This window comes from Ferdinandcohnia sp. GQ5 (genome assembly GCF_059759275.1).
In genome coordinates this window covers 307702-329770 of the sequence record NZ_JCAXEW010000002.1, presented here as the reverse complement: position 1 = coordinate 329770, position 22069 = coordinate 307702, and the positions used below count along the sequence as shown (strand labels likewise).

The window sequence follows — 22069 nt, the reverse complement described above, 5'->3', positions numbered from 1 at the left end:
AGATGTTAGTATCATCTTTTGAACGACAAAGGAGGTGGAACTGAGTGTCTAAAAAAATACCTACTATCTCAGAGTCTGAATGGGAAATTATGACGGTACTTTGGGAAAAGACGCCACTAACAGCCAATGAAGTGATTTCTAGCCTTCAAGAACGGACAGATTGGAAACCAAAAACCATACGTACCCTGCTTGATCGACTTGTCAAAAAAAGTGTAGTAGGTGTAAATAAAGAAAAAAGAATTTATACCTTTTTCCCACTTTATTCGCAAGATGAATGCCAGCATGCGGAGGCGGAATCTTTTGTTAAACGAATTTATGGTGGGGCACTGAAATCAATGTTGGTCCAGTTTATAAAGGAAGACTCATTATCAGAAGAGGATATACAGGAATTACGTTCCATTTTGGATCCTAAGAAGAAAAAGCAAACCAATTAAAGAATGCCATTTTATAGTGGTATTCTTTTTTTATGCATTTTTTGTCAAAATCGTATAGAAATTTACTATTATTTTATTTTTATAATTGGAATATATTAAAATGTGGTTATGACTAAATAGGAATTTCCAACTTGATAATAGGTGTAGATAAGGATGTGTACATATGAATAGTGTAATTAGAAAATTAGACTTTACTGAGATTCCAGCTTTTGTTGATATCGTTGTAAATGCTTATCCTGGAACGATGCAGAATACGGCCGAGTTCAAAGAGCGATATTCCACCATGCTCATTTCTCAACAGGAAAAAGTAAGTTCGATTGAATTTTATGGAATTTTTCGTGAGTGTAAATTAGTAGGTGGCATGAGAATTCATTATTTTAAGATGAATGTACACTCCAGAACAATAGATATAGGCGGAGTAGGATTAGTGGCCGTTGACTTACTTCATAAGAAAGAAAAAGTTGCTAAAGAATTAATTCAATATTTTATAAAGCACTTTGTTCAGCGAGATGTTGCACTCGTTGCACTTTATCCATTTAGACCCGATTTTTATAGAAAAATGGGCTTTGGCTATGGAACGAAGATGAATCAATACCATATTAAGCCATCTAGTTTTCCAGCAAGTGGGACAAAAGAAGGTCTTATTAACCTTGATGTGACACATAAAGAGTTAATAGAAGATTGCTATAATCAATATGCAAGCGAAACACACGGAATGATATTGAAAACTGCAAATGAAATCGAAGGGATATTCAAAAATCCAGATAATAAATTGATTGGTTATATGAATGGAGATAAACTGGAAGGCTATACCGTATTTTCATTTAAAAAAATGAGTGAAACGAATTTTGTTCATAATAATATGGTGATAAAAGAACTGATTTACCAAAGTTCACAAGCATTATTATGCTTATCTGCGTTCTTTAATAGCCAGAGCGATCAAATTCATCGAATTGAGCTAACTACGCAAGATGATGACATAGAATACCTAGTCGAAGATCCTAGAAATGGATCCGATCGTTTGATTCCAAGTGTATATCATGAAACGAATCGGGCTGGGGTAGGTTTAATGTACCGAATTATTAATATCGAAAAGTTCATCGAAAATTTAGGTGCATATCCTTTTAATAATGAAACGATAACAGTAGGGTTAAACATTATTGATAGTTTTATAAAAGAGAATAGTAGACGAGTGGTAATAAAATTCAGAGAAGGAAAAGCAACTCTATCTCCTAAAGAAAAGGCAGAAGTTGACCTATCTATTGAAATATCAGATTTGTCCTCATTATTAATGGGGGCTGTTTCTTTTAAGAAACTATTCAACTTTGGCCGTGTAATTGTGAATCATACGGACCAGGTAAAGCGACTTGATCATTTATTTGCAAATATGCAAAAACCTCTATGTATCACGGCTTTTTGATCGGAAGTGCCCCAAGTAGTTTATAAAATAAATGTAATTTAGTCTGAATCTAAGAGTGTTTCTTTCAATTAGAATACCCATGATATATGGATGGTGGTGGAACTGTAGGGAGTCAAACACTCGAATTTGATATTTTATTATAGGATGAAATTGGGGACGCCTAAATTAGGCGTTCCCGTCCTTATTCCATTAGAGCCGCCGCTGTAATGCAAATGGAAATTTTAAAAACTGCGTTTGTCAGCCCATGCTCCTTGTAATTTACTTAGGAATACTATTTGCCCAATATGATAGGCGTCGTGCATAGCTAAACTCTTAAGTTCAATGACTAATGAATGATCTTCTCTTGGAATCTCTCTATACAAATCTTCTTGTTCTGATGTTGCTAGGATTTTTTCAAGCTCACGATGAACGGAAAAATATTCTTGTTTTGTTTCATTCCAATTGTCTAACGTTTCGGTTGGTAATCGAAAGGTTGATTCATTATTTTCAGCCTGTGGTTCATTCTCTGTTTCATCCAGAAATCGCAACAGAATTCTCTTTTCATAGAAAAGTATATGACTAAGTAATTCCCAAATGGAATGTGCCCCTTCTACTGGCTTCCAAATTGCCTGTTCGAAAGAAATATTCTCAAGCACTTTTTCAAGTGGTGGAAACCAGTCCTCTTTATCCAGACAGCTTGCCCATTGTTGTTGTAAAAGCGTCCGTACATCCATATTGTATTCCCTCCAATTTAATCTCATTATTGATGATCCTTGTGTTCAGAATTCTAATTCGTAAAACCTTAAACCAATTTTAATATATGTTGTGTTAACAGGGAAAGAACAACTGTTTAGAGATTGGGTTGCCACGGCAGCCTTTTGTTAAGGAAGCAGTTCAGTTTAAGAGTAATGTTGCAGGAAGATAGGAACTTTTTGTTGAATTCCAAGAAGGAGTAAGGCACTTTTTAAGCATATCCAATTGATTTAATAAAATTTTACAAAACTTCACAACTTTTTAAAGTATTAAACGTCTAAACATTGAGTCAATTTTTATAAAGAAGTAGAAAGGAAGAGAACAGTGCATGATTACAGAGAAAATGAAATTGTGGAATGGTACACGCAATTCAATCAAACGATCTTCAAATTTATCCTATTAATGGTGAAGGACTATCAACAAGCGGAGGACCTTACTCATGAAACGTTTGTGAAAGCATATAAGTATCACCACACATTCAAAAGGGACTCCAGCGTAAAAACATGGCTGTTTAGTGTAGCCCACAATGTAACAATCGATTATATCAGAAAACAGAAACCAATTCGATTATTTAAGGAAGTATTTACTTCTAAAAAGGATCCAAATCCCTTACCAGAACAAATTGTCCAAATGAAGGAGAGTTCACTTGAACTTTACGAAGCTTTGGCTAACCTGAAGGAATCCTATCGAGAGGTTATCATTTTACGAAAGATTAAGGGTTTTTCAATTGAGGAAACGTCTAAGATTCTTGACTGGACTGAAAGTAAAGTAAAGTCTACGCTTAATCGAGCACTCCCAGCACTGGAAAAACAACTTTCTAAGGAGGGGTTTGTGTATGAACAAACAAAATGAAACGATTTCTTTAGACCGCTCACTGCAAAAGCTAGAGTATGAGATGGAATGGAAGATGGAGCGTACTCTAAAAATCCGTCAAAGGATAATCAAGGATATAAAAAAGGGAAAAAGAAGGTCACAGCTTCAAAAGGGATTTGTTCTATTCACTACTTTTGCTTTGATATCAATGTTTGTATTTCTTTTGGCCGGGCAGTTAACTGGGAAGTTAAATACTATGGATTTATCTACTTTACCTGCAGGCGAAGAATTACATACAATTGCTGATGAAGAAATACCCGAACTCCAAAGTCAATTAGAGCAATTACATCAAGTTCAGTTTAAAACTCCGAGTGGGAGAGAAATAACAATACACACACAAGAAAATGAGTGGGGTTCTGTAGATAACGCGATAGCAGTCTTTATGAATCATCCGAAATATCCTTCACTCTCTTATACTACAAAAGAAATCACTATCTCAAATCAGCGGGCTGTATTACAAGAGCCAGTACCTGATGCAAAAGTTGGAAGCTACAAGTTATATGTATTAACCGAAAGTTATGTTTATTATGTTCAATTTGTTGCAGGTCACAACGACAAAGGCGATAGGGATGAACTACTCAAAATAGCTGAACAATTTAATTATGAAAGTTTATAGTTAAGCATTGGTTCTTATCGAAAAAAAGATCGACGAGGAAAATGAAACAAAAAAATGGGGGCAAGTTCTTGGTCCGCAGTTTTGTTTCTTCAACTTCGAAGCAGGAATGAGATAAAAAGTCATGCATAAATATGAGTAGAAGCAGTGAGGAGCAGTTATGGGGAAGGGGGGATACTGTGTTAACAGCATGGATTGGAAGTATTGCTTTTCTGGCAGCGGCTATTTTGTACGTATTATTAGCTTTGGGGTTGCCTTATGGAGATCTTGCAATGGGCGGAAAATATAAAATAATGCCAAAGCAAATGCGAATTGCTTGTTTAATTTCTGTTCTTATTCAATTGATTGCAATCATGTTTATCCTACAAGTTGGTCAAATAATTTCGATAAGTTTAATAGCACCCTTTGCAAAAGGAGTCTGTTATTTTTTTGCATTTTATTTATTCCTAAATACAGTCATGAATGCTTTTTCAAAGAGTAAAAAAGAAAGGCTTGTAATGACACCATTATCTTTAATTACGGGTCTCTGTTTTTTGATAACTGCGATGAATGGTTAAGTAGACCATTAACGAATCCAATGTTCAATATCGAAGATTTCTCAATGTTAAGATTGGTAGTGAACAGAAATAGCTACAAGATAGAAGGAGGATAAAACTAAGAAATTATCGAACTTTATATAAAATAAAAAAATTGGAGGATAAATTTCATTATGAAAAGATTAGATATTCATGAATGGGATGATATTTTTTATAATATGACAGTCAAGGAAGGTCTTTCTAAATGGGATTACATTAAAGTTGTATGGGTAGATAATTCAAATCAATGGTGTATCTGTTATCGTGATGAAATACTTGAAAATGGCTTTAAAACAGAAATGCAAGCGCTTGATAGATGTGAATATTTGGAAACGATATTATAACTTAAAAGATTCTGGATATAAGAATGTTATATGAAGTACAAATATATTGCTTATAAGCAATATCTACTTGTGCTATCTTTGTAAAAATGTACGTAAAGGAACGGCTGCTTTACTTTGATAAGGGTATAGCATTTTTTTTGAAAGAATGGGAATGTTTGAAGAGATATCACATAGCAAATGGAAGTTTCAAATTGTTGTGAAGGAGGAGTTATATGCATTTTAACATGAAAGAAGCTATTGAGGTGTTAGAACGAACACCACAAACACTGGCGTATTTTTTATCTGGTTTATCAGAAGGATGGCTGCAGTGTAATGAAGGTGAAGGAACTTGGAATGCCGTTGAAGTGATCGAGCACCTTATTGAGGGTGAGAAAAATAATTGGATACCGAGACTAGAGTTTATTCTTCAAGAAGGCTGCAATAAACCTTTTCCTCCATTTGATCGATATTCGCACTTAGAGGAAAAATCTCAAAAGTCAATTAATGAAAAGCTGCAGGAGTTTAAAGCTATAAGAATGCAAAATATAACTAAACTTAGGTCTCATATTGAATCTGATCTTCATCTTGAGTTGAAGGGCTCACACCCTGCATTTGGTACAGTTAAGATAAGAGAGTTGCTATCAACTTGGGTAGTTCATGATCTAACACACATTGCCCAAATTGTAAGGGTAATGGCTGAGAGATACAGGACCGACGTGGGTCCTTGGATAGAATATTTAGGTATTTTAAAAGAGCAGGAAAATAAACAATAGTGGTTATTCATCTTGGTTAAAAGAAAGATTGTAAGGGAAGAGTTTTTCATTTTCTTCAAGGCTCTTCTCGTAAAGTGTATGGTTGATTGATAGAGAGGAGAAATTTGCAACTTTTCCCAACACCTTTCGACTTATCATAAAAAGGGGAAAATGCCTTGAAGAAAATGATGTGTTTAATCGCTTTAATAGGATTCGTTTCAATCTATATAGCGGGTTGTTCAAATCAAGAACAGAGCATTGAAGTTCAAAAGCGTATTGGTATTGAAAATATATATGAAGAATTCAAAATGATTACGAATAATCAACAAGTTCAAAACGTGTGGGAGATCATCAATAATGTTGATTGGGAAACAGCAAAGGTACAAATGGCACTTCCTCCTGATTACCGATTTGCCTTTCAATTTCATAATGAAGCAAAAGCCGTGTTGTATGAACTTTGGATAAGCCCTAATAAAGATAAGGTAGAGATCATAAAAGCTGGAAACAAGTATGTTCAATTAGACAGGAATAAGTCAGCAGAACTATTTGAAGCCCTTACTGGCGAAAAATTAGCTGACCAAGAATAGGTTGATGTAAGAAGTAATCTCTGACAGGAGGGGGGAGAAAAGTTGGATATAAGACTTGCTGAACTAAAAGATATTTCTCAATTAATCAGAATGAGATGGGATTTTACAGTTGAGCATGATGAAAGTAAAAAAGACTCATCATTCGAGGATTTTAAACAGGAATGTCAATCTTTTTTAGAGAAAGCAATGAATAGTGATCAGTGGTTTATATGGGTTGCAGAGATAAATGGACAAATTGTATCGCATATATACATAGAATTGATTCAGAAAGTACCCCGTCCTGGTAGAATAACATACCCATTTGCATACATGACAAATGTATACACAGTTCCGGAATATCGGAATAAAGGCATTGGAAGTGACATTCTTCGTACGGTAAACAAGTGGATTAACGAAAACAATTATGAATTTGTGATCGTTTGGCCAAGCGAAGATTCTATTCATTATTATAAGAAAAACGGCTATGTTTCTAGTACGGAACCAATGGAATATGTCCCGTCAAAAGACTAGGCCATTATACTTTGTTAGTCTACTAAAATTATAGAGAGTTTTTAACTTCACCAGCGAATTCATTAGCCGAAAATAATACCAGTACTTTGCTATTTCAACTTTAATAGCGGTTTGTAAAAAAGATTTCAATAGAGAAGTCAAAAGTTGTATTAGAGATTGAAAGGCACAATTTTAGTGATGTTTGAAAGGGGAAAAAAGATGAACCATCAAGTTCCATTCCAACAAGTTGATGTATTTACAGAGATTCCATTCAGAGGAAATCCAGTTGCCGTAATACTAGATGGCAATGAACTCTCTACAGAACAGATGCAAGCAATCGCAAACTGGACGAACCTATCTGAAACCACTTTTGTATGCAAGCCAACGGACCCACAGGCTGACTATAGATTGCGCATTTTCACCCCTAATAGTGAACTTCCTTTTGCGGGACACCCAACGATAGGTTCTGCTTTTGCAGTGATTCAACATGGTATTAAACTAAGATAGAAGGACGATTAGTTCAGGAGTGTGGGACCGGGTTAGTTACTATTTTTACTTATGAAGATAAACTGTTTCTCTCATTACCCAATCCCAAACTAAAAAGCGTACCATCTGCTGATGTAGATAGACTTGCAAAAGCATTGGGAGTCGATTCAAATAGTGTTAAAGTTAGTGAAACGGTTGATGTTGGCGCAATTTGGATTACGATACAATTATCTAATGCAGAAGAAGTAAGAAGCTTACGACCCGACATGGCGGAACTCTCCACATTAATTCCATCAGGTGTAACAGGTGTAACTGTATTTGGACTTACTTCTGGAAATACTGAAGCTAATGTTGAAGTTCGTTCATTCGCCCCTAACGAAGGAATAGATGAGGATCCCGTTTGCGGTAGTGGAAATGGTTGTGTGGCAGCAGTAGTTAAAAAACATGAACTTATCGGAGAACCAACTTATGTAGCAAGTCAGGGTTTTTGTGTAGGAAGAAATGGCAGGGTTGAAGTACAATTTATGGATAACGATAAAATCTTAATCGGTGGTCATGCAGTAACTTGTATTGAAGGAAAACTAAATATTTAATGTGTAGACTTTAATATGTTATTGAATTATAGCGATACCTGATAGAAAAATAAAATTCCGGTTGCGATTGCTGAACAGGCAATCGCATATTGTGTTTTAAGAAGGAAAAAGAAGAACAATCAAATATAATAACAAATTATTACTATGAATGTAATCCATGGGGGAATTCGATGAGCCAGAAAAAAACAAAGATTATCTTTGACTGGTGCAATTGTTATTTTAGGTATTTGCATATTATTTTCTTTTTTCAATATTTCGAGTGCAATCAGAGATACATCATACAATAATCAAAACAATGAAATAAATGAATATGAGATATCTAGATTTAATGATAATTTAGTAGAACTAATAAAAACACTTCAAAAAGGAAATGAATCGGGTCAATAATTATCTAAATTAATTTTACGACTGTTGTTTGGTTTTCGATAATGTTACCTCTGAGAAGACGAGTTAAAAACGACATCTAAATACTACAAGGAATTACTTCATACAGGGGCAATATTCTGCCCCTGTTAATTTCTTTCGGGAGGATTATAGGTTACATATGTGCCGGCAACGAAGTCATGGATGGCTCTTTTATCTTCTCGGACGGCCACCATTACTACACTAACAATAGCTCCGATTCCTAAAGTCAAGGCGTATATTAGCCCTGCTACTACAATCCGAAGTAGCATATTTCCAATGTGTAGTTTTTCACCATCAACCCTCACAATTCGAATCCCACATACCCTCTTTCCAACTGTGTACCCGTACCATAAGACTGGTAAGCATAAAGCATATAAGAATTCTAGCAGGCCATCTTGCCAAGAATCATCATATATCGGAAAGTTAAAAATGAGTGAAAATAGAAAAACAACTAGAAATACAACAAAACCATCAATAATTGAAGCACCAAGACGAATCCAAAACCCAGCAGGTTCAAAAGTACTATGCATATAAACACCTCCATTAGATTGTATTCATCTATTATGACTTCTGATAACCTTTTTTTACCATCCTTAAAATAAGATCAACCCATATAATAGTAAAAATCATCGAGTATATGTCCCTGTAAATGTTTTGATTAAGCCATATGCTGCTGTTCATAAAAAAGGAAATTTATCGATTGAGCAAGTTACTTTTAGAAAGATTCTTATGTGCACCTATAATTTGTCTACTACATATGGTTAAATATGTTGACCTTTTAATGAGGAGGAATAACTTCAATGTATGAAAATTATTATCCAAATAATTCTATACCAATGTATAGACAAAGAATTACGAAGCAACAAGCTCAAGAAATTGCACTTAAACGTGTACCTGGGAGAGTTCTACACGTAGATATGGATTTGGAAAATGGTGTTTTAGTTTATGAAGTGTTTATTTTAACGCCGGATAACAGAATATTTGAAGTTGAGATTCTTGCAAAAACAGGGAGAATTCTAAAAGTCGATCAAGAAAATGACTTTGATTAATACGACTGATAACTTAAATAACGGGTGCGATGTTTAGGCATCGCATTTTTGTTTGATTAACGTTGTAGTTTGTGAAGTATTTAGAGGATGTAAATTTGCTTTTTGAATGTTGTTGGGTTCGGCTGAGAAGAGTCTTAACATATAAAACACCCCGTAAATGTTAGTGGAGGTCTAACACTTACAGGGCAATGAGGAATCTGTTCAATCCTATTTATAAACGTAATCCAGCCGCAATCCTAGTCTGCTACATAATTCGTTCGTAATAGTCCCGCATTTTTCTGCGACTTCTTCGGCGGTAATTTGTTCAGAACCATCTGTTCCAATCAGCGTTGCAATATCTCCTGCCTGTACACCCTCAATAGCGGTAACATCAACCATCAGCTGATCCATGCAAATTCGGCCAATAATAGGAGCTTTTTGTGAACGAATGAGGACATTCCCGTTTTTCATATTTCTTGGTATCCCGTCTGAATAACCAATCGTAATGACCGCTGTTTTCATCATTCTTGTTGCTGTATATGCTCTGCCATAGCCGAGTTGGTCACCTGGCTGTAGATTTTTCACCATCGCCACTTTAGCTTTAATGGATAAGATGGGCTTCAGTTCCACATCTGACCTTACTGAATCGTTTTTGCTTAAAACACCATATAGAGCAATTCCCGCACGAGCATAATCATACTGTAGCTGAGGGTAATTCAAGATTCCATAGCTCGCTTGAATATGTTGCTGTCCGACTGGCAGCTGTTGTGATTCTAGCCACTTAATGATCTGGTTAAATCTATCAATCTGCATTTCCGTAAATGCTATATCCTCTGAACTAACGCTGTCAGAGACCGCTAAGTGAGAAAATACACCGACAACATGTAAATGTTTGCAGTTATAGATTTCTTTCAAATCTGAAAGTTGTGAGGCGTCTGTTCCTAAACGATGCATGCCAGTATCTATTTTTATTTGAACCCTTATAGGAAGACCCTGTTTGTTTAACTGCTTTGCATGACTCAATCCAATTACAGTTTGCGTTAATTTGTATTTTTTAATTTCTCCAATATGTTGGGCAGGGGTATAACCTAAAACGAGAATCTCACCTTTTACTCCGTTTTTCCGAAGTTCAATTCCTTCAGCTAGAGTAGCAACGGCAAATGATTTTACCCCTTGGTTCGATAGCTCTTTCGCAATTTTTACTGCTCCATGGCCATACGCATTTGCTTTGACTACAGCCATGAGATCAGTTTTATCCGGAAGAATTCCTTTTAGCTGCTTTACATTTCCACGTAGTGCAACTAAATCGATCTCTGCCCAGGCTCTGCTAGTCGGTGATGGTGTTGACTTTTTCCGCGTTGGCCAAAAAATGATCAGCACCCAAGCCAAAATAAATGAGAGGAAACTGACTGCCAAAAAATGCACCATACTATTTTCGACAAACCATTTCTCTAGTGTGAAAAATTCTGCCGTAAAGCGAACAAGTACAATCATCCACGGGTGTATGATATACATAATCGTCGAGATAGTTCGAATGCTTTTACTGCTTTTTCCACGAATCTGCAGTAGGCATTGAAAAAGAAAATACATAGCTGGAATTAGCATAAAATACATACTATCATGGCGCTGAAATTGATAATAATGCAGTAATAGTCCTTCAACAATAAGGAAAGAGAAACAGATCACGAATAATAGTAGATTTACCGAAAACGAAGCTGTTATATTTCCTTTATAAAGTAGCATTCCCAGGATTAAAAAGATTGGCACCATAAAAACGCCATTCCTCGTATAATCCGCTCCAATAAAAACCGCTTGATAAAACACTTCTAAACTAGGAAACTGCTCAGTAATCCCATAGTAGCTATCCCCAAACAGTCCTATACTATAAAGAATAACAGATATAATAATTGTCAATTTTAGCCCAATTTTTCGAACGAGAAAGACAACAATAATCACACCTACTATAAGCCCAGGAAAATACCATAAATGATAAAATGTCCCGTCAACAAGGATATCTTTTACTAATTCATATCCCCAATTTGGAACCTCATAATGCCCTGCATACAAATTTAGCGGTAAAAATAAAAGGATCGAAAGGGCATATAAAAATCCAATTTTCTTACAAAAAGCTAGAATATAAGAGTTGTCCCCATTTTCAATATATTGATATAGAAAATATCCGCTAACCATTAGAAAAAAGGGGACAGCCATTCTAGCAATGATTCGAGTCAAAATGAAATCGGCATCCTCCCCATAAGAAAGAAGAGGGGAGGTATGGTTAGCTATCACGAGGAAGGCAGCTAGTAATCTGAATGAGTCTAATGATCCTGTTTTACTCATAAAGGATTGCTCCATATTGTCACAATAAAGCCGTCCACATTATTCCCTGAAATTTGATACAAGCAATCTTTAGGTATTTCAATTACAGTCTCCTCATCCATTCCCTTTACATGGTAAACCTCAAATTCTTTACCCTTTTCCGTAAAGATATAGTGCTGGCCATTCTTCGGAAAATCGGAAAGAAACTGAATGTATTCTTCTAAACAGAAACTGTGGCGTTCCATAATTCTTGCATGAGGATATCCGACATAGCGGAAATGCCATGGCTCATGTGAGATCCTTGTGATCTGTTCTTTGCCACGCGAATAACGTTCAATAAAACCATAGTCTGCGGCAAGCTCACGAAAATGTGAATAGATCCCTGTATATGGAAAGGATGGACGAATGAAATCGATCTCGGCTAGATTTTCTCCCAAATCAATCGCAAGGCCAGTCTGATGTTCGCTGCAGCCTGGATAGGCTACATATTGTTCTGTAAAGTTTCTGCCATTTTCAATGAGAGAATCTTGGTATAGCTTTTCTTGTTCAGCCTTACTTCGGTATCCGCTAACCGGAATAATTCTTCCTCGTGATCCAATTTTTTCTAGAAGCTGTGTTAACGATGCTGCGGCTCTTCTTTCAAGTAAAATCGTTTCATAGTTTGCTAGACTTGGAACAAGTGTTGGTGAATATTGAGTTTGTATCTGTTTCAGACCATGATCACGGTTAACCAATATCAAATACCCTCTGTAAATATCATCTTTGTGTAATGTTATCTTTCTCATCGTTCCAACCCCAATTGGATCAACCGATCGATGATTTCAGAAAACGTTACCCCAATGCCTTTCATCATATTTGGATATCGGCTGTGATCGGTGAAGCCAGGGAAGGTATTGACCTCGTTAAAGACAATGTCTCTTTTTGGTGTAATAAACATGTCCACTCTTGCCAATCCAGAGCAGCCAAGTGCACGATAAATTTGAATAGCCGTATCGTTTACTTTAGCTTTCATATCTTTATCAATACGGGCTGGCATATGAATGTTTGAGGTAGTAAGGGTGTATTTTTCATTAAAATCAAAATACCCAGTCTCTAATTCAATTTCATCAACTTCCCCCACAATCAGGTCCTCATTTCCAAGAATCGCGCAACCAACCTCAAATCCCTCAATATATTCTTCAATGATGATCCGCTCATCGTGAGAAAAGGCTTCAGCAACTGCACTTGGAAGTTCTTCCTTTTCTGTAACGAGCGTAATTCCAATCGATGACCCTGATTTGACTGGCTTAACAAAAAGCGGCAGCTGGAGGTGACTTGTTTGTGTGACAATCTCTTCCATTAATTGAGACCTCGAAAAAACGATGGAAGCAGGTGTTTTAACGCCTTCAAGCTCCACTAATTTATGTGCACGGTCTTTATCCATGCATAAAGCAGAAGACAAGGTGTCACATCCGACGTATGGGATTCCGGTTAGTTCTAAGTATCCCTGTAGTGTTCCGTCTTCGCCATTCTTGCCGTGTAGCACCGGGAAAACAATATCAATCATTGTTTCGGTTACATGTCCATTTCGATTTTCAAGTAGATAATTCTCATAGCGATTAGGAGAAAAGAAGGCAGGTATGCAGTTTACCTCATCACACCACCAGGTATTGTTCAGAATATTTTCCACGCTACCCTGATAACGGTACCAGTGGCCTTCCTTTGTAATGCCAATTAACACTTTTTCATATTTATCTTGGTCCATATGGGTAATAACAGAGTAAGCTGATTGCAGTGATACTTCATATTCATTTGAACAGCCTCCAAAGATAACAGCAACGATCATTTTTTCCATAATTATTTCCTCCTTATAGATAAAAAACACTATTTGTTTCTGTACTTGTATCGTACTAAAACAAATAGTGTTAGTTTTTCGTTTATCCTCAAGGAAATAATACGTTTTTCTTCTTTAATTCTTACAATTTTCTTACGGTGAAAGAGGGAGTCTGACGATAAATTCGACTTTCTCTTCTTCGCTTTGAGCGGATATGGTGCCTCCGTGTAATTCTACGATTTCTTTCGCAATAGCAAGCCCCAGGCCAGCACCACCTGTTTTCGTACCGCGTGATGTATCCAATCGATAGAATTGTTCAAAGATACGATTAAGCTTGTCTTTTGGAATAACAGGGCCATTGTTTATAAAATAAAGCTGTAAATCATTATTGTCCTTCTTCGAACGAATGATGATTGGACTATTTTCATAGCTGTAATTAATGGCATTGCGGATTAAGTTGTCAAAGACACGCTCCATTTTATTCACGTCAAAGGAGATTTCCAGATTGTCCTCAATGTCTAACTGGCAGGTTAGGTTCTTTTCAGCAAACAGCGGATTAAATTCGAACGTAATCTGCTCGAGCATCCTTGTGAGATTAATATGGCTCATCTCAGGACTTAACTGAGTTAAATTAAAACGTGTAATTTCAAAAAACTCATTAATTAATTCTTCGAGCCTTTCAGCTTTATCCAATGAAATGGATAAGTATTTTTCCCGGAGTTCCTCCGAAATTTGCTGCTCATCTCGAAGTAAGGTTAAATAGCCAATTACAGAAGTTAATGGTGTCTTTAAATCATGAGCCAAGTACACGAGCAGGTCGTTTTTCCGCTGTTCTGCTTCCTTCGCTAGGCGGGCATTACGGATGGATTCCTGCTTAATGGCATTCATCCGATCTTCCACTTGTTTTAATTCAGATGGAAGACGGATGTAATCACTATTGTCAGTAGCAAGATTTCTGCTTGCTTCCACAATCTGATCTACATAATGGAGTGTTTTTCTCCAAAAAAATATAAAGATGATAATAAAGCCAATCATCCATGTTATGAGAATGAAAGGGATGGGGTGATTGCGAATGGGGCTGAGCAGAATGTAAATCAAATCAGTTGAATACCACACAAAACTCCTCAATATGTAATACCCCACAACAATAGCGGCTGCTAAACTAACAGTAAAAATAAAGATTGTGATAAAGAATTTCGTGAATATCTGCCTAGTCAAACCGCTGCTTGCGGCACTCTCTCTATTCAATGGTATAGCCAACCCCCCACACCGTTTTAATAAACTTTGGTTTTCGCGAAGGTTCCTTCATTTTTTCCCTCAAACGTGCAATATGGGCCATAACGGTATTGTTATTATCAATATACTTTTCGCCCCACACCGCTTCAAACAATTCCTCAGAAGAAACAACCTTCCCTTTGTTTTCACATAAATGCCACAGAATCGAGAATTCTATTGGAGTTAAGGGGAGAGGTTTACCATAAAGTGTACATTTATGGGTATCCTGATTGATGATTAACCCTGAGAAGTCGAATTCCTGGGCAGTGGGTGTAGGCTCTGTAATAAGACTATTGTTCGAGTTATACCGTTTATAGCGTCGTAGTTGGGCTTTCACTCTTGCCACCATTTCAAGCGGGTTAAACGGCTTTGTAATGTAATCATCGGCACCTAGTGTAAGTCCAGTAATTTTGTCGATATCTTCAATTTTTGCTGTTAGCATAATGACAGGATAATGATAGTTCTCACGGATCTTCTGGCATATTGTAAATCCATCCACATTGGGGAGCATCACATCCAAAATGGCAAGCTCGAGTTCATGATTCTGAATATACTCTAAAGCTGGCTTTCCATCATAAAACACTTGAACTTCATAGCCTTCATTCATCAGATAAAACTTCACTAAATCGGCAATCTCTTTTTCATCATCGACTATTAAAATAGGATTCAATATTTTTCCACCTCAATACATCATACAACTGTTTGTTTAACTTTCTATAGAATAAATCATTTTTACAAGAAATAGAAGGGGAGCGATGTAACAAGATGTTGAAGTTGATTTTCACTAGGGGCAGGATCGTTGATCAACGGGCTGTCGAAAAGACAGCTCCTTCATGTATTTAATTTAATTTGAATGGAAAAATACCCATATAAATTTATCCAGAGGTGGGAGAAATTCATGAAAGGAATGTTCATATTAGTTATTGTTCTAGTTGGACTAATCTTGGTGGGGTGGAGAGGAGGAGAATTAAAAAATGAATTGCTCGAAGAAACTTTATATGCAAGATACTATTCTTATCTTGACCAAAAATATTCAGATTTTATTTTGTGTCCAAGAATAGAAATCGAAAGAATTGAAGGTGATAATCGCAGACATATTGTAAATGGAAGTGCGTTAAATTATGGTTCACATCATGGTGACATTCCCTTTGATAGAATTCATTTCACATTGACCGATACTCCTGAAAAGGGTGTTGAAATAAATAAAGTTAGAGTAGAAAAAAGTATTTCTGAAAAAGAAAGTATTATCCAGTGTAGAAATAAAAACAAAAAATAATGATACCGCTAATGGGTGCGATAATCCAAGAAGGATTATCGTTTATTTTTGTTGAAGTTATTAAACTATGAACAGGTTTGTTTAACAAAGAAATGATAAAGTGAAAGAAAATACAGTTATAAGTGGGAGAGTAATATGGTCATTCGTAAACTACATATCAATGAAGATCCCCCAATGGATTTGTTGTTATTAGCTGACCCTTCTAGAATACTTGTTGAGGAATATATAAAAAGGGGAGAGTGCTATGTAGCCGAAAGTGATGGGCAAATCATTGGGGTGTATGTGCTACTCCCGACAAGACATGAAACGGTGGAGTTGGTGAATATTGCAGTAATAAAAACCCGCCATGGCAAAGGCTTGGGGAAACAATTAGTAATTGATGCAATTAATGTAGCTAAGTCAAAAGGATATCGAACTATAGAAGTCGGTACAGGAAATTCAAGTATCGGACAAATAGCCCTTTACCAAAAATGTGGTTTCAGAATAACTGGTGTTGATATAGATTTCTTCATTAGGCACTATTCGGAAGCAATTTTCGAAAATGGTATAAAGTGTAGGGATATGGTGCGATTATCTCAAGATTTGTAGGTTTAAAAAGGGGATTCTTAGTTGAACTAATGGATTATTTGAGTTATGGATCGACTGCCAATCCAGGCAGCTTACTATTCAAATAACGGGGCAGGAATGTTGAATAGAGATGAAACTAAAAAATAAGAAAGTGCATGAATGTAGTTCCAATTCTAAGCACTTTCTTTTCATTAGTAAAGTATTTAGAGGAAGTTTATGTCACTTTTTATATTTCGTATTTACAATTTGTTACAAAAAATTTGACAGTATTAAATGAAGAGAATTAGCGAACCAGTGATTAACATAGTAATTGTTAGTCCTAAAGTTATTTTTTGTTGAGTTTTATTCATTTTGCGGTACAAATATACGAACATCTATATCACCTCCTTCCTTAAACGAGCAGTTATTTTAAATCGTTTTCTTCAAAAATAAATAATTCTTCTACCGTTATGTGAAACTGGTGAGCGATTTTAACTGCTAATTTTAAGGAAGGATTATACTCACCTTTTTCTAAAAAGCTAATGGTTTCTCTTCTTACTCCAACTGCTTTTGCAAGATCTAATTGAGTCATATTATGCTTTGCTCTGTATTCTTTAATCTTTGTCTTCATTATTCTAAGCCTTTCTTATTCTTGGTAAAGAACCAAGATATAAATAGGGTTAATACCATCCCAATTAATCCTAATAATAAAATGTCATCTTTGTTGAAGTATTTTTGAAAAGTAAGTAAAGCAATCCATATATATAAGGAATAAAAGTATGCTTTTCCTGCTGAATGTAACTTAATTTTTTTAGAACGTTCATCTTCAAATGAGATACCTTGTTTTAGTTCAGAGAAAAGTCTTTTTAAAATTATTGATATCAATCCAATAAAACTTACTAATCCAATTAATAAAAATGATGCTGATAAACTGTCATTATTTCGAAAGAAAGAACCAATTTGAAATAACATTCCGAATACAACACCAAGAGAAGTAACTAATAAAAGTAATATTTTAATGTTCAAAATATATGACCACCCAACGTTAGAAATATATAACACTATATTAGAAATATATAACATTATTTGAGATAAATCAACCTTATTCGTTTAGTGAAAAATAAAGATATACTAAAAAGTACTAAAAAGCAGATGAATGGATCTTGTGAAACTATGTACTTAAACTAAATGGTGAGTTTATCTAAATAGGATTTCTCATATTGCTATTTGAAAATTCTATAGTTTGTTATAATGATCTATGTTAGTAAAGTAATTAGCGTATACAGAGGGAGTGCTTAAAAATATGGAATACATAACACTTAATAATGGGTTAAAAATGCCAATTATAGGTACAGGTACAAATACTTATGGAAAAGAAAATAACGACTATAACGGGGAGTTAACAAATGAAATTCCTGAATTAGTATCAGCACTTGAGTTGGGGTACCGTTCAATAGACGCAGCCATCATTTATCGAAACGAAGAACTTGTAGGAAGAGTTTTAGCAGAAAGCAAAGTGCCTCGAGAAGAGTTATTCATTACGACAAAAGTTCCAGGAAACGAAGAATATATTTCTTCAAAGGAAGCTACTCGAGCAGCTATCGATAACAGTCTAAAAAACTTCCAAACAGACTTTCTCGACCTACTTCTTATTCACTTCCCTATCGAAGACAAAGTACAACTTAAAAACACTTGGGAAGTCTTTGAGGAATATTACGAAGCTGGCAAATTAAAAGCAATCGGCGTTTCAAACTTTGGAAAAAATCATCTAGATGAATTGAAAGAGTTTGCGAAAGTGAAGCCAGCTGTCAATCAAATCCAAGTTAACTTAAAAGAACCTAACAAAGTTCTCCTTGCCGTATTAAAAGGCGAGGGCATTACACCTGTTGCATGGGGACCTATGAAAGTAGAACCCCATCAAAAAGAAGTTTTGGATGAAATCGGTAAAGCTTATAAAAAGTCTGGTGCACAAGTCTTATTAAAATACCAAATTCAACGCGGTGTGATTGTTATTCCTAAATCTCACAACCGTGAAAATCAAGCATCTAATTTAGATCTTTTTGATTTCGTATTATCTGAAAGAGATATAGAAACGATTGAAAACTTATAATTAGGTAGTTCTTCATCCTAGTGATATGAATAATATCGCTAGGATTTTGATTTTTTCAAACAATGTGATAGCAATAGTAGCATTTTTTTGTTGAACTAACGGGCTGTTTAGTGAAAGAGAGATGTTTAACTGATGTCAACAATCGAGGCAAATTGTTTGATGATTTAATTTTTTAATGCAATTTGGTAAAATGGTACTAAATGTAAATGATTGGAGGCTAAATTAGTTGGCAACAATAGAGGATTTTTTGAAATTAGACATCCGGATCGGTACTGTTATTAACGCAGAACCCTTTCCAGAAGCACGAAAACCTGCGATAAAATTAGAAATTGATTTTGGAGAGATTGGTATTAAACATTCTTCGGCACAAATTACACAAAGATATACACCAGAACAACTTATTGGTCGGCAGGTGGTTGCGGTAGTAAATTTCCCTCCAAGACGTATCGCAGGTTTTAAATCGGAAGTTTTGGTAATTGGCGGTGTACCAGAGGAAGGTGACGTGGTACTTTTAAAGCCAGATGAATCTGTTAAAAATGGAACACCAATATTATAGGAGTTTAAAGGAACATCCTACTTGTTTTCAGTAAAAAAGTTACGGTGCTATCTTTCAAAAAATGTCGACAACAACTTCAGCTTACGGGTGCGTTGATCCAAGAATGAATAACGCACTTTTGTTGAAGTTATTAAACGAACGGGGCGGTTTAATGGAATAAAGCATTGTGTATGGTTTATCATTCACATTAAATAATAGGTTACTAAACTTATTTATGCGACAAAGATATGGAAGAATTGCAAAGTATGCATCTTTAACGGATGCTTTTTTTTATGGCATTTTTCAAATCAAATTTAATCATAATTAACGACAGCAAAAATTGGATAAATAAATTTTAATAAATTGAACCTATTCTGTTCTGGAAATCGTCTAATTGCAGAATTGGAAATAGGTTTAAATGGGAGGGTAGTAGATTGGATAGAGAAGAAAAAAATTACATATTAGAAAAAATGATGATTGAATATGGTAATGAGTTGGTTAGATTGGCATTTTCTTATGTGAAAGACACAGAGATTGCAAAGGATATGGTTCAAAATACATTTATTAACTGCTATAAAAATCTTGATTCGTTTCGATATGACGCACAAGTAAAAACATGGCTCTATCGCATTACAATTAACGAATGTAAAGATTATTTAAAAAGTTGGAATTACAAAATGGTGCAAGTAAGAAGTTTTATAAATGAAACAACAAGATCAATGTTACCATCAACGGAAAGGACAGTGATTGATAAATATAATAATCAAGAAATGAAAGAGAGTATCTTTTCTCTTCCGAAAGTGTATAGGGAAGTGATTTATTTATACTACTATGATTCATTAACAACGGTTGAAATTGCAAACGTTTTAGATATTCCAGTTAATACAGTGAAAACTCGCTTAAGAAGAGCAAAACAAAGATTAGAGTCGCTGATTAAGGAGGCAGAATTTTATGGATGATAAACGAATAAGAGATCAATTTAATAATATGTCTGATCATGATTTAAGTTTTACGAAAGAAGACCGTAATAAAGTGTTTGAACGAATTAATAAAATGGAAAAAAGTAATCTTATGCAGAAGATATCTCTTCGTACTATACCAAAACAATTCTCCATCATTACAGCTTCTATATTAGTGGTCTGCCTGTGTATCATTTTGTTTATTCCATCGATTTTTCATGAAAACGTTAGGAACGAAAACAGCGGAAGTAATGTAAGTGGAGTAGGGTCTCAAGAAGTCGAGTACTTGACAACTCTTTTTATGGTGAAAGATGAGAATAATAGAATACCTATTAATCTTTTACTTACCTATAGTAAAGATAATAAGATGATGAAGGTTCTATCTATCCCTCGTGATACGTATGTTCCGATAGAAAAGAGTGATGGAACGACTATACATGATAAATTGACATTTGCTTATGCTTACGGTTCGGAAGGCGCAGAAAGTGTAAGAACTACAGTTTCCAATCTATTTGATTTACCTATTGATTATTATGTTGTGATGGACTTAAAAACCTTTTCAAGCATGATAGATTCGGTGAATGGTATAGATTACAATCTGCAAGAAGATATTCAAGTAAGAGCTATATCTAAAGTGTCATTTGAATTCAAAAAGGGGACAAATCGTCTGAATGGAGAAGAGGTTGTAGCATTGATGATGGCTGCTACAGAGGGAAGAAGATTGGATGAGGAAAACCAATTAAACCTCATTAACGCTGTGTTGAATCAAACACGAAACGTATTATCACAAAGCCAATATACGACTCAAATCGAAGGGAATTTTCCAATTGACCAATTGCTAGAGAGTAAAATGGCACTTACCACGATACAATCAGTATCATTAATAGATGGAATGACAGATACAATGATCGATGAGAAATACTATATTAAGTTTGAAAAAGAATTTTTGAATTCTGTCTCAGTAGAGTTAACCACATTTAACTAAATAAAAAAATGATAACCACTATATCTGATGGTGGTATGAGCAATGTTCCATTTATTAAATTTAGGGGAAGATTTGTGAAATTAAGAACTGATACCAATAAACAGAAATTTAAACGGAAATCTTTAGTTATGGTAAAGAATAACTAAAATGTATTATTCAAAAGAAGAGATTGGGGTCCCAATAATGGAAAAAAGTAAAATACTTATCGTAGCAACTTTATTATTTGTTTTAGTAGTAGGAATGTCTGCTTGTAGCAAATCATCAGATGATACGGCTTTAACCAAAAAGGGTTCGGAATCTAATAATATATCAGAAAATACAAATAATTTGCATGCTGAAAGCATAGATAAGTCCCATAATAATGGTAATAATGAACTGTATAGTAGTAAATCTGACGATGAAAAAGAAGAAGGAAAACCATCCCAGAATTTACATGAACCTTGTACGAATACATCAACCAACAATCAGTCAAAACCAGTCAATACAGCCAAAAAAACAGGTTCTTCTCATTCAAATGATTCGTCGTCTGACGGCAAAACGAATTCTGATAATAGCGAAGGAAAGCCAGCTATTGTCATTTCAAGTGGGGAAAAAGCTATCGAATATTTAAAACTGCATCTCCCTGAGGGGAAGGATGACGATGTTTCATTTGGAGTAGATGAGACACTTGCATCGGATGATAACGGTACATACTATACAATACAGCTTGTTTCAGTATCTACGCGTGTATCTGGCAAAACGGGAACCTTAGGTTATTACAAGGTTTATCAAGATGGTACTTATAAGTCATTCTAAAGTTTTGCTAACGGGTGCGTTGATCCAGAAGGATTAACGCTTCTTTTGTGTGCCAGGCAAATTCATTAACTTGGCGGTGAGAGCCACTATGGGCGTCGGGATATGCGAACCATTAGCCAGAGGCAAGGGTATCCCTGTCAACTCGG

At 35.3% G+C, this 22069-nt stretch carries 28 protein-coding genes; 19 read left to right on the top strand and 9 right to left on the bottom strand.

Features of this window, described 5'->3' with window-relative positions:
- Positions 1 to 44 precede the first annotated feature (44 nt).
- Together blaI and AC6CHV_RS03635 are read left to right on the top strand one after the other, a co-directional pair.
- Positions 45 to 434 carry a penicillinase repressor BlaI gene (blaI, locus tag AC6CHV_RS03640; RefSeq protein WP_121448035.1) on the top strand — a complete coding sequence of 130 codons (390 nt, stop codon included), beginning with the start codon at positions 45 to 47 and terminating at the stop codon, positions 432 to 434.
- 163 nt (positions 435 to 597) lie between these two features.
- A complete protein-coding gene (locus tag AC6CHV_RS03635; RefSeq protein WP_341331277.1) occupies positions 598 to 1854 on the top strand; it encodes a GNAT family N-acetyltransferase in 1257 nt (418 codons plus the stop codon).
- Between the two features lie 221 nt (positions 1855 to 2075).
- Here AC6CHV_RS03635 and AC6CHV_RS03630 read toward each other — a convergent pair whose 3' ends face one another.
- Positions 2076 to 2567 carry a DinB family protein gene (locus tag AC6CHV_RS03630; protein ID WP_341331278.1) on the bottom strand — a complete coding sequence of 164 codons (492 nt, stop codon included), beginning with the start codon at positions 2565 to 2567 and terminating at the stop codon, positions 2076 to 2078.
- A gap of 343 nt (positions 2568 to 2910) precedes the next feature.
- On the opposite strand from AC6CHV_RS03630, the gene AC6CHV_RS03625 reads away from it, so the two are divergent.
- The 9 genes from AC6CHV_RS03625 (at position 2911) to AC6CHV_RS03585 (ending at position 7877) form a co-directional block, all read left to right on the top strand.
- Positions 2911 to 3438 carry an RNA polymerase sigma factor gene (locus AC6CHV_RS03625; protein ID WP_341331279.1) on the top strand — a complete coding sequence of 176 codons (528 nt, stop codon included), beginning with the start codon at positions 2911 to 2913 and terminating at the stop codon, positions 3436 to 3438.
- Complete coding sequence (locus AC6CHV_RS03620; protein ID WP_341331280.1) at positions 3422 to 4075, top strand: hypothetical protein; 654 nt, start codon at positions 3422 to 3424, stop codon at positions 4073 to 4075. Before AC6CHV_RS03625 ends, AC6CHV_RS03620 begins: the two co-directional genes overlap by 17 nt.
- A gap of 176 nt (positions 4076 to 4251) precedes the next feature.
- Positions 4252 to 4629 (top strand): hypothetical protein, encoded by a 378-nt coding sequence (locus AC6CHV_RS03615; RefSeq protein ID WP_341331281.1) that lies wholly within the window; start codon positions 4252 to 4254, stop codon positions 4627 to 4629.
- 152 nt (positions 4630 to 4781) lie between these two features.
- On the top strand, positions 4782 to 4991 hold the full coding sequence (locus AC6CHV_RS03610) for a hypothetical protein (RefSeq protein WP_341331282.1): 210 nt from the start codon (positions 4782 to 4784) through the stop codon (positions 4989 to 4991).
- A gap of 212 nt (positions 4992 to 5203) precedes the next feature.
- Positions 5204 to 5743: a DinB family protein gene (locus tag AC6CHV_RS03605; protein WP_341331283.1), complete on the top strand. Its 540-nt coding sequence runs from the start codon at positions 5204 to 5206 to the stop codon at positions 5741 to 5743.
- Between the two features lie 164 nt (positions 5744 to 5907).
- Positions 5908 to 6309 carry a YhfM domain-containing protein gene (locus AC6CHV_RS03600; RefSeq protein WP_341333532.1) on the top strand — a complete coding sequence of 134 codons (402 nt, stop codon included), beginning with the start codon at positions 5908 to 5910 and terminating at the stop codon, positions 6307 to 6309.
- Between the two features lie 42 nt (positions 6310 to 6351).
- Positions 6352 to 6819, top strand: a complete 468-nt coding sequence (locus AC6CHV_RS03595) for a GNAT family N-acetyltransferase (protein WP_341331284.1) — start codon at positions 6352 to 6354, stop codon at positions 6817 to 6819.
- A gap of 198 nt (positions 6820 to 7017) precedes the next feature.
- Complete coding sequence (locus AC6CHV_RS03590) at positions 7018 to 7305, top strand: PhzF family phenazine biosynthesis isomerase (RefSeq protein WP_498078145.1); 288 nt, start codon at positions 7018 to 7020, stop codon at positions 7303 to 7305.
- The gene (locus AC6CHV_RS03585) at positions 7302 to 7877 is read left to right on the top strand and encodes a PhzF family phenazine biosynthesis isomerase (RefSeq protein WP_498078180.1); all 576 of its coding nucleotides are present in this window, start codon (positions 7302 to 7304) and stop codon (positions 7875 to 7877) included. The genes AC6CHV_RS03590 and AC6CHV_RS03585 overlap by 4 nt, the downstream gene beginning before the upstream one ends.
- A gap of 512 nt (positions 7878 to 8389) precedes the next feature.
- Here AC6CHV_RS03585 and AC6CHV_RS03580 read toward each other — a convergent pair.
- The gene (locus AC6CHV_RS03580) at positions 8390 to 8812 is read right to left on the bottom strand and encodes an RDD family protein (RefSeq protein WP_498078144.1); all 423 of its coding nucleotides are present in this window, start codon (positions 8810 to 8812) and stop codon (positions 8390 to 8392) included.
- Positions 8813 to 9082: 270 nt separating this feature from the next.
- Here AC6CHV_RS03580 and AC6CHV_RS03575 point away from each other — a divergent pair, with 270 nt between their 5' ends.
- Entirely contained in the window at positions 9083 to 9331 is a 249-nt protein-coding gene (locus AC6CHV_RS03575) for a PepSY domain-containing protein (RefSeq protein WP_341331287.1), read from the top strand.
- A gap of 207 nt (positions 9332 to 9538) precedes the next feature.
- Here AC6CHV_RS03575 and vanT read toward each other — a convergent pair whose 3' ends face one another.
- The 5 genes from vanT to vanR form a co-directional block, all read right to left on the bottom strand.
- Positions 9539 to 11650 carry a serine racemase VanT catalytic subunit gene (gene vanT, locus AC6CHV_RS03570; protein ID WP_498078143.1) on the bottom strand — a complete coding sequence of 704 codons (2112 nt, stop codon included), beginning with the start codon at positions 11648 to 11650 and terminating at the stop codon, positions 9539 to 9541.
- Positions 11647 to 12414 (bottom strand): D-alanyl-D-alanine carboxypeptidase family protein, encoded by a 768-nt coding sequence (locus AC6CHV_RS03565; protein ID WP_498078142.1) that lies wholly within the window; start codon positions 12412 to 12414, stop codon positions 11647 to 11649. The genes vanT and AC6CHV_RS03565 overlap by 4 nt, the downstream gene beginning before the upstream one ends.
- Positions 12411 to 13463, bottom strand: a complete 1053-nt coding sequence (gene vanG, locus AC6CHV_RS03560) for a D-alanine--D-serine ligase VanG (RefSeq protein ID WP_498078141.1) — start codon at positions 13461 to 13463, stop codon at positions 12411 to 12413. The genes AC6CHV_RS03565 and vanG overlap by 4 nt, the downstream gene beginning before the upstream one ends.
- 132 nt (positions 13464 to 13595) lie before the next feature.
- A complete protein-coding gene (gene vanS / locus AC6CHV_RS03555) occupies positions 13596 to 14690 on the bottom strand; it encodes a vancomycin resistance histidine kinase VanS (protein ID WP_498078140.1) in 1095 nt (364 codons plus the stop codon).
- Positions 14683 to 15390, bottom strand: a complete 708-nt coding sequence (vanR, locus tag AC6CHV_RS03550; RefSeq protein WP_498078179.1) for a VanR-ABDEGLN family response regulator transcription factor — start codon at positions 15388 to 15390, stop codon at positions 14683 to 14685. The genes vanS and vanR overlap by 8 nt, the downstream gene beginning before the upstream one ends.
- A 225-nt stretch (positions 15391 to 15615) precedes the next feature.
- On the opposite strand from vanR, the gene AC6CHV_RS03545 reads away from it, so the two are divergent.
- Together AC6CHV_RS03545 and AC6CHV_RS03540 are read left to right on the top strand one after the other, a co-directional pair.
- Positions 15616 to 15993: a hypothetical protein gene (locus AC6CHV_RS03545; RefSeq protein WP_498078139.1), complete on the top strand. Its 378-nt coding sequence runs from the start codon at positions 15616 to 15618 to the stop codon at positions 15991 to 15993.
- Positions 15994 to 16128: 135 nt separating this feature from the next.
- Complete coding sequence (locus tag AC6CHV_RS03540; RefSeq protein ID WP_498078138.1) at positions 16129 to 16581, top strand: GNAT family N-acetyltransferase; 453 nt, start codon at positions 16129 to 16131, stop codon at positions 16579 to 16581.
- 382 nt (positions 16582 to 16963) lie between these two features.
- Here AC6CHV_RS03540 and AC6CHV_RS03535 read toward each other — a convergent pair whose 3' ends face one another.
- Entirely contained in the window at positions 16964 to 17170 is a 207-nt protein-coding gene (locus AC6CHV_RS03535) for a helix-turn-helix domain-containing protein (RefSeq protein ID WP_498078137.1), read from the bottom strand.
- Positions 17170 to 17565, bottom strand: a complete 396-nt coding sequence (locus AC6CHV_RS03530; protein ID WP_498078136.1) for a hypothetical protein — start codon at positions 17563 to 17565, stop codon at positions 17170 to 17172. The genes AC6CHV_RS03535 and AC6CHV_RS03530 overlap by 1 nt, the downstream gene beginning before the upstream one ends.
- Positions 17566 to 17842: 277 nt before the next feature.
- On the opposite strand from AC6CHV_RS03530, the gene AC6CHV_RS03525 reads away from it, so the two are divergent.
- The 5 genes from AC6CHV_RS03525 (at position 17843) to AC6CHV_RS03505 (ending at position 21923) form a co-directional block, all read left to right on the top strand.
- A complete protein-coding gene (locus AC6CHV_RS03525; protein WP_341331295.1) occupies positions 17843 to 18649 on the top strand; it encodes an aldo/keto reductase in 807 nt (268 codons plus the stop codon).
- Between the two features lie 226 nt (positions 18650 to 18875).
- Positions 18876 to 19205, top strand: a complete 330-nt coding sequence (gene csaA, locus AC6CHV_RS03520; RefSeq protein ID WP_341331296.1) for a chaperone CsaA — start codon at positions 18876 to 18878, stop codon at positions 19203 to 19205.
- 413 nt (positions 19206 to 19618) lie between these two features.
- Positions 19619 to 20143 carry a sigma-70 family RNA polymerase sigma factor gene (locus tag AC6CHV_RS03515; RefSeq protein ID WP_341331297.1) on the top strand — a complete coding sequence of 175 codons (525 nt, stop codon included), beginning with the start codon at positions 19619 to 19621 and terminating at the stop codon, positions 20141 to 20143.
- Positions 20136 to 21128 carry an LCP family protein gene (locus AC6CHV_RS03510; protein WP_341331298.1) on the top strand — a complete coding sequence of 331 codons (993 nt, stop codon included), beginning with the start codon at positions 20136 to 20138 and terminating at the stop codon, positions 21126 to 21128. The genes AC6CHV_RS03515 and AC6CHV_RS03510 overlap by 8 nt, the downstream gene beginning before the upstream one ends.
- Before the next feature lie 183 nt (positions 21129 to 21311).
- On the top strand, positions 21312 to 21923 hold the full coding sequence (locus AC6CHV_RS03505) for a hypothetical protein (RefSeq protein WP_498078135.1): 612 nt from the start codon (positions 21312 to 21314) through the stop codon (positions 21921 to 21923).
- Positions 21924 to 22069 lie beyond the last annotated feature (146 nt).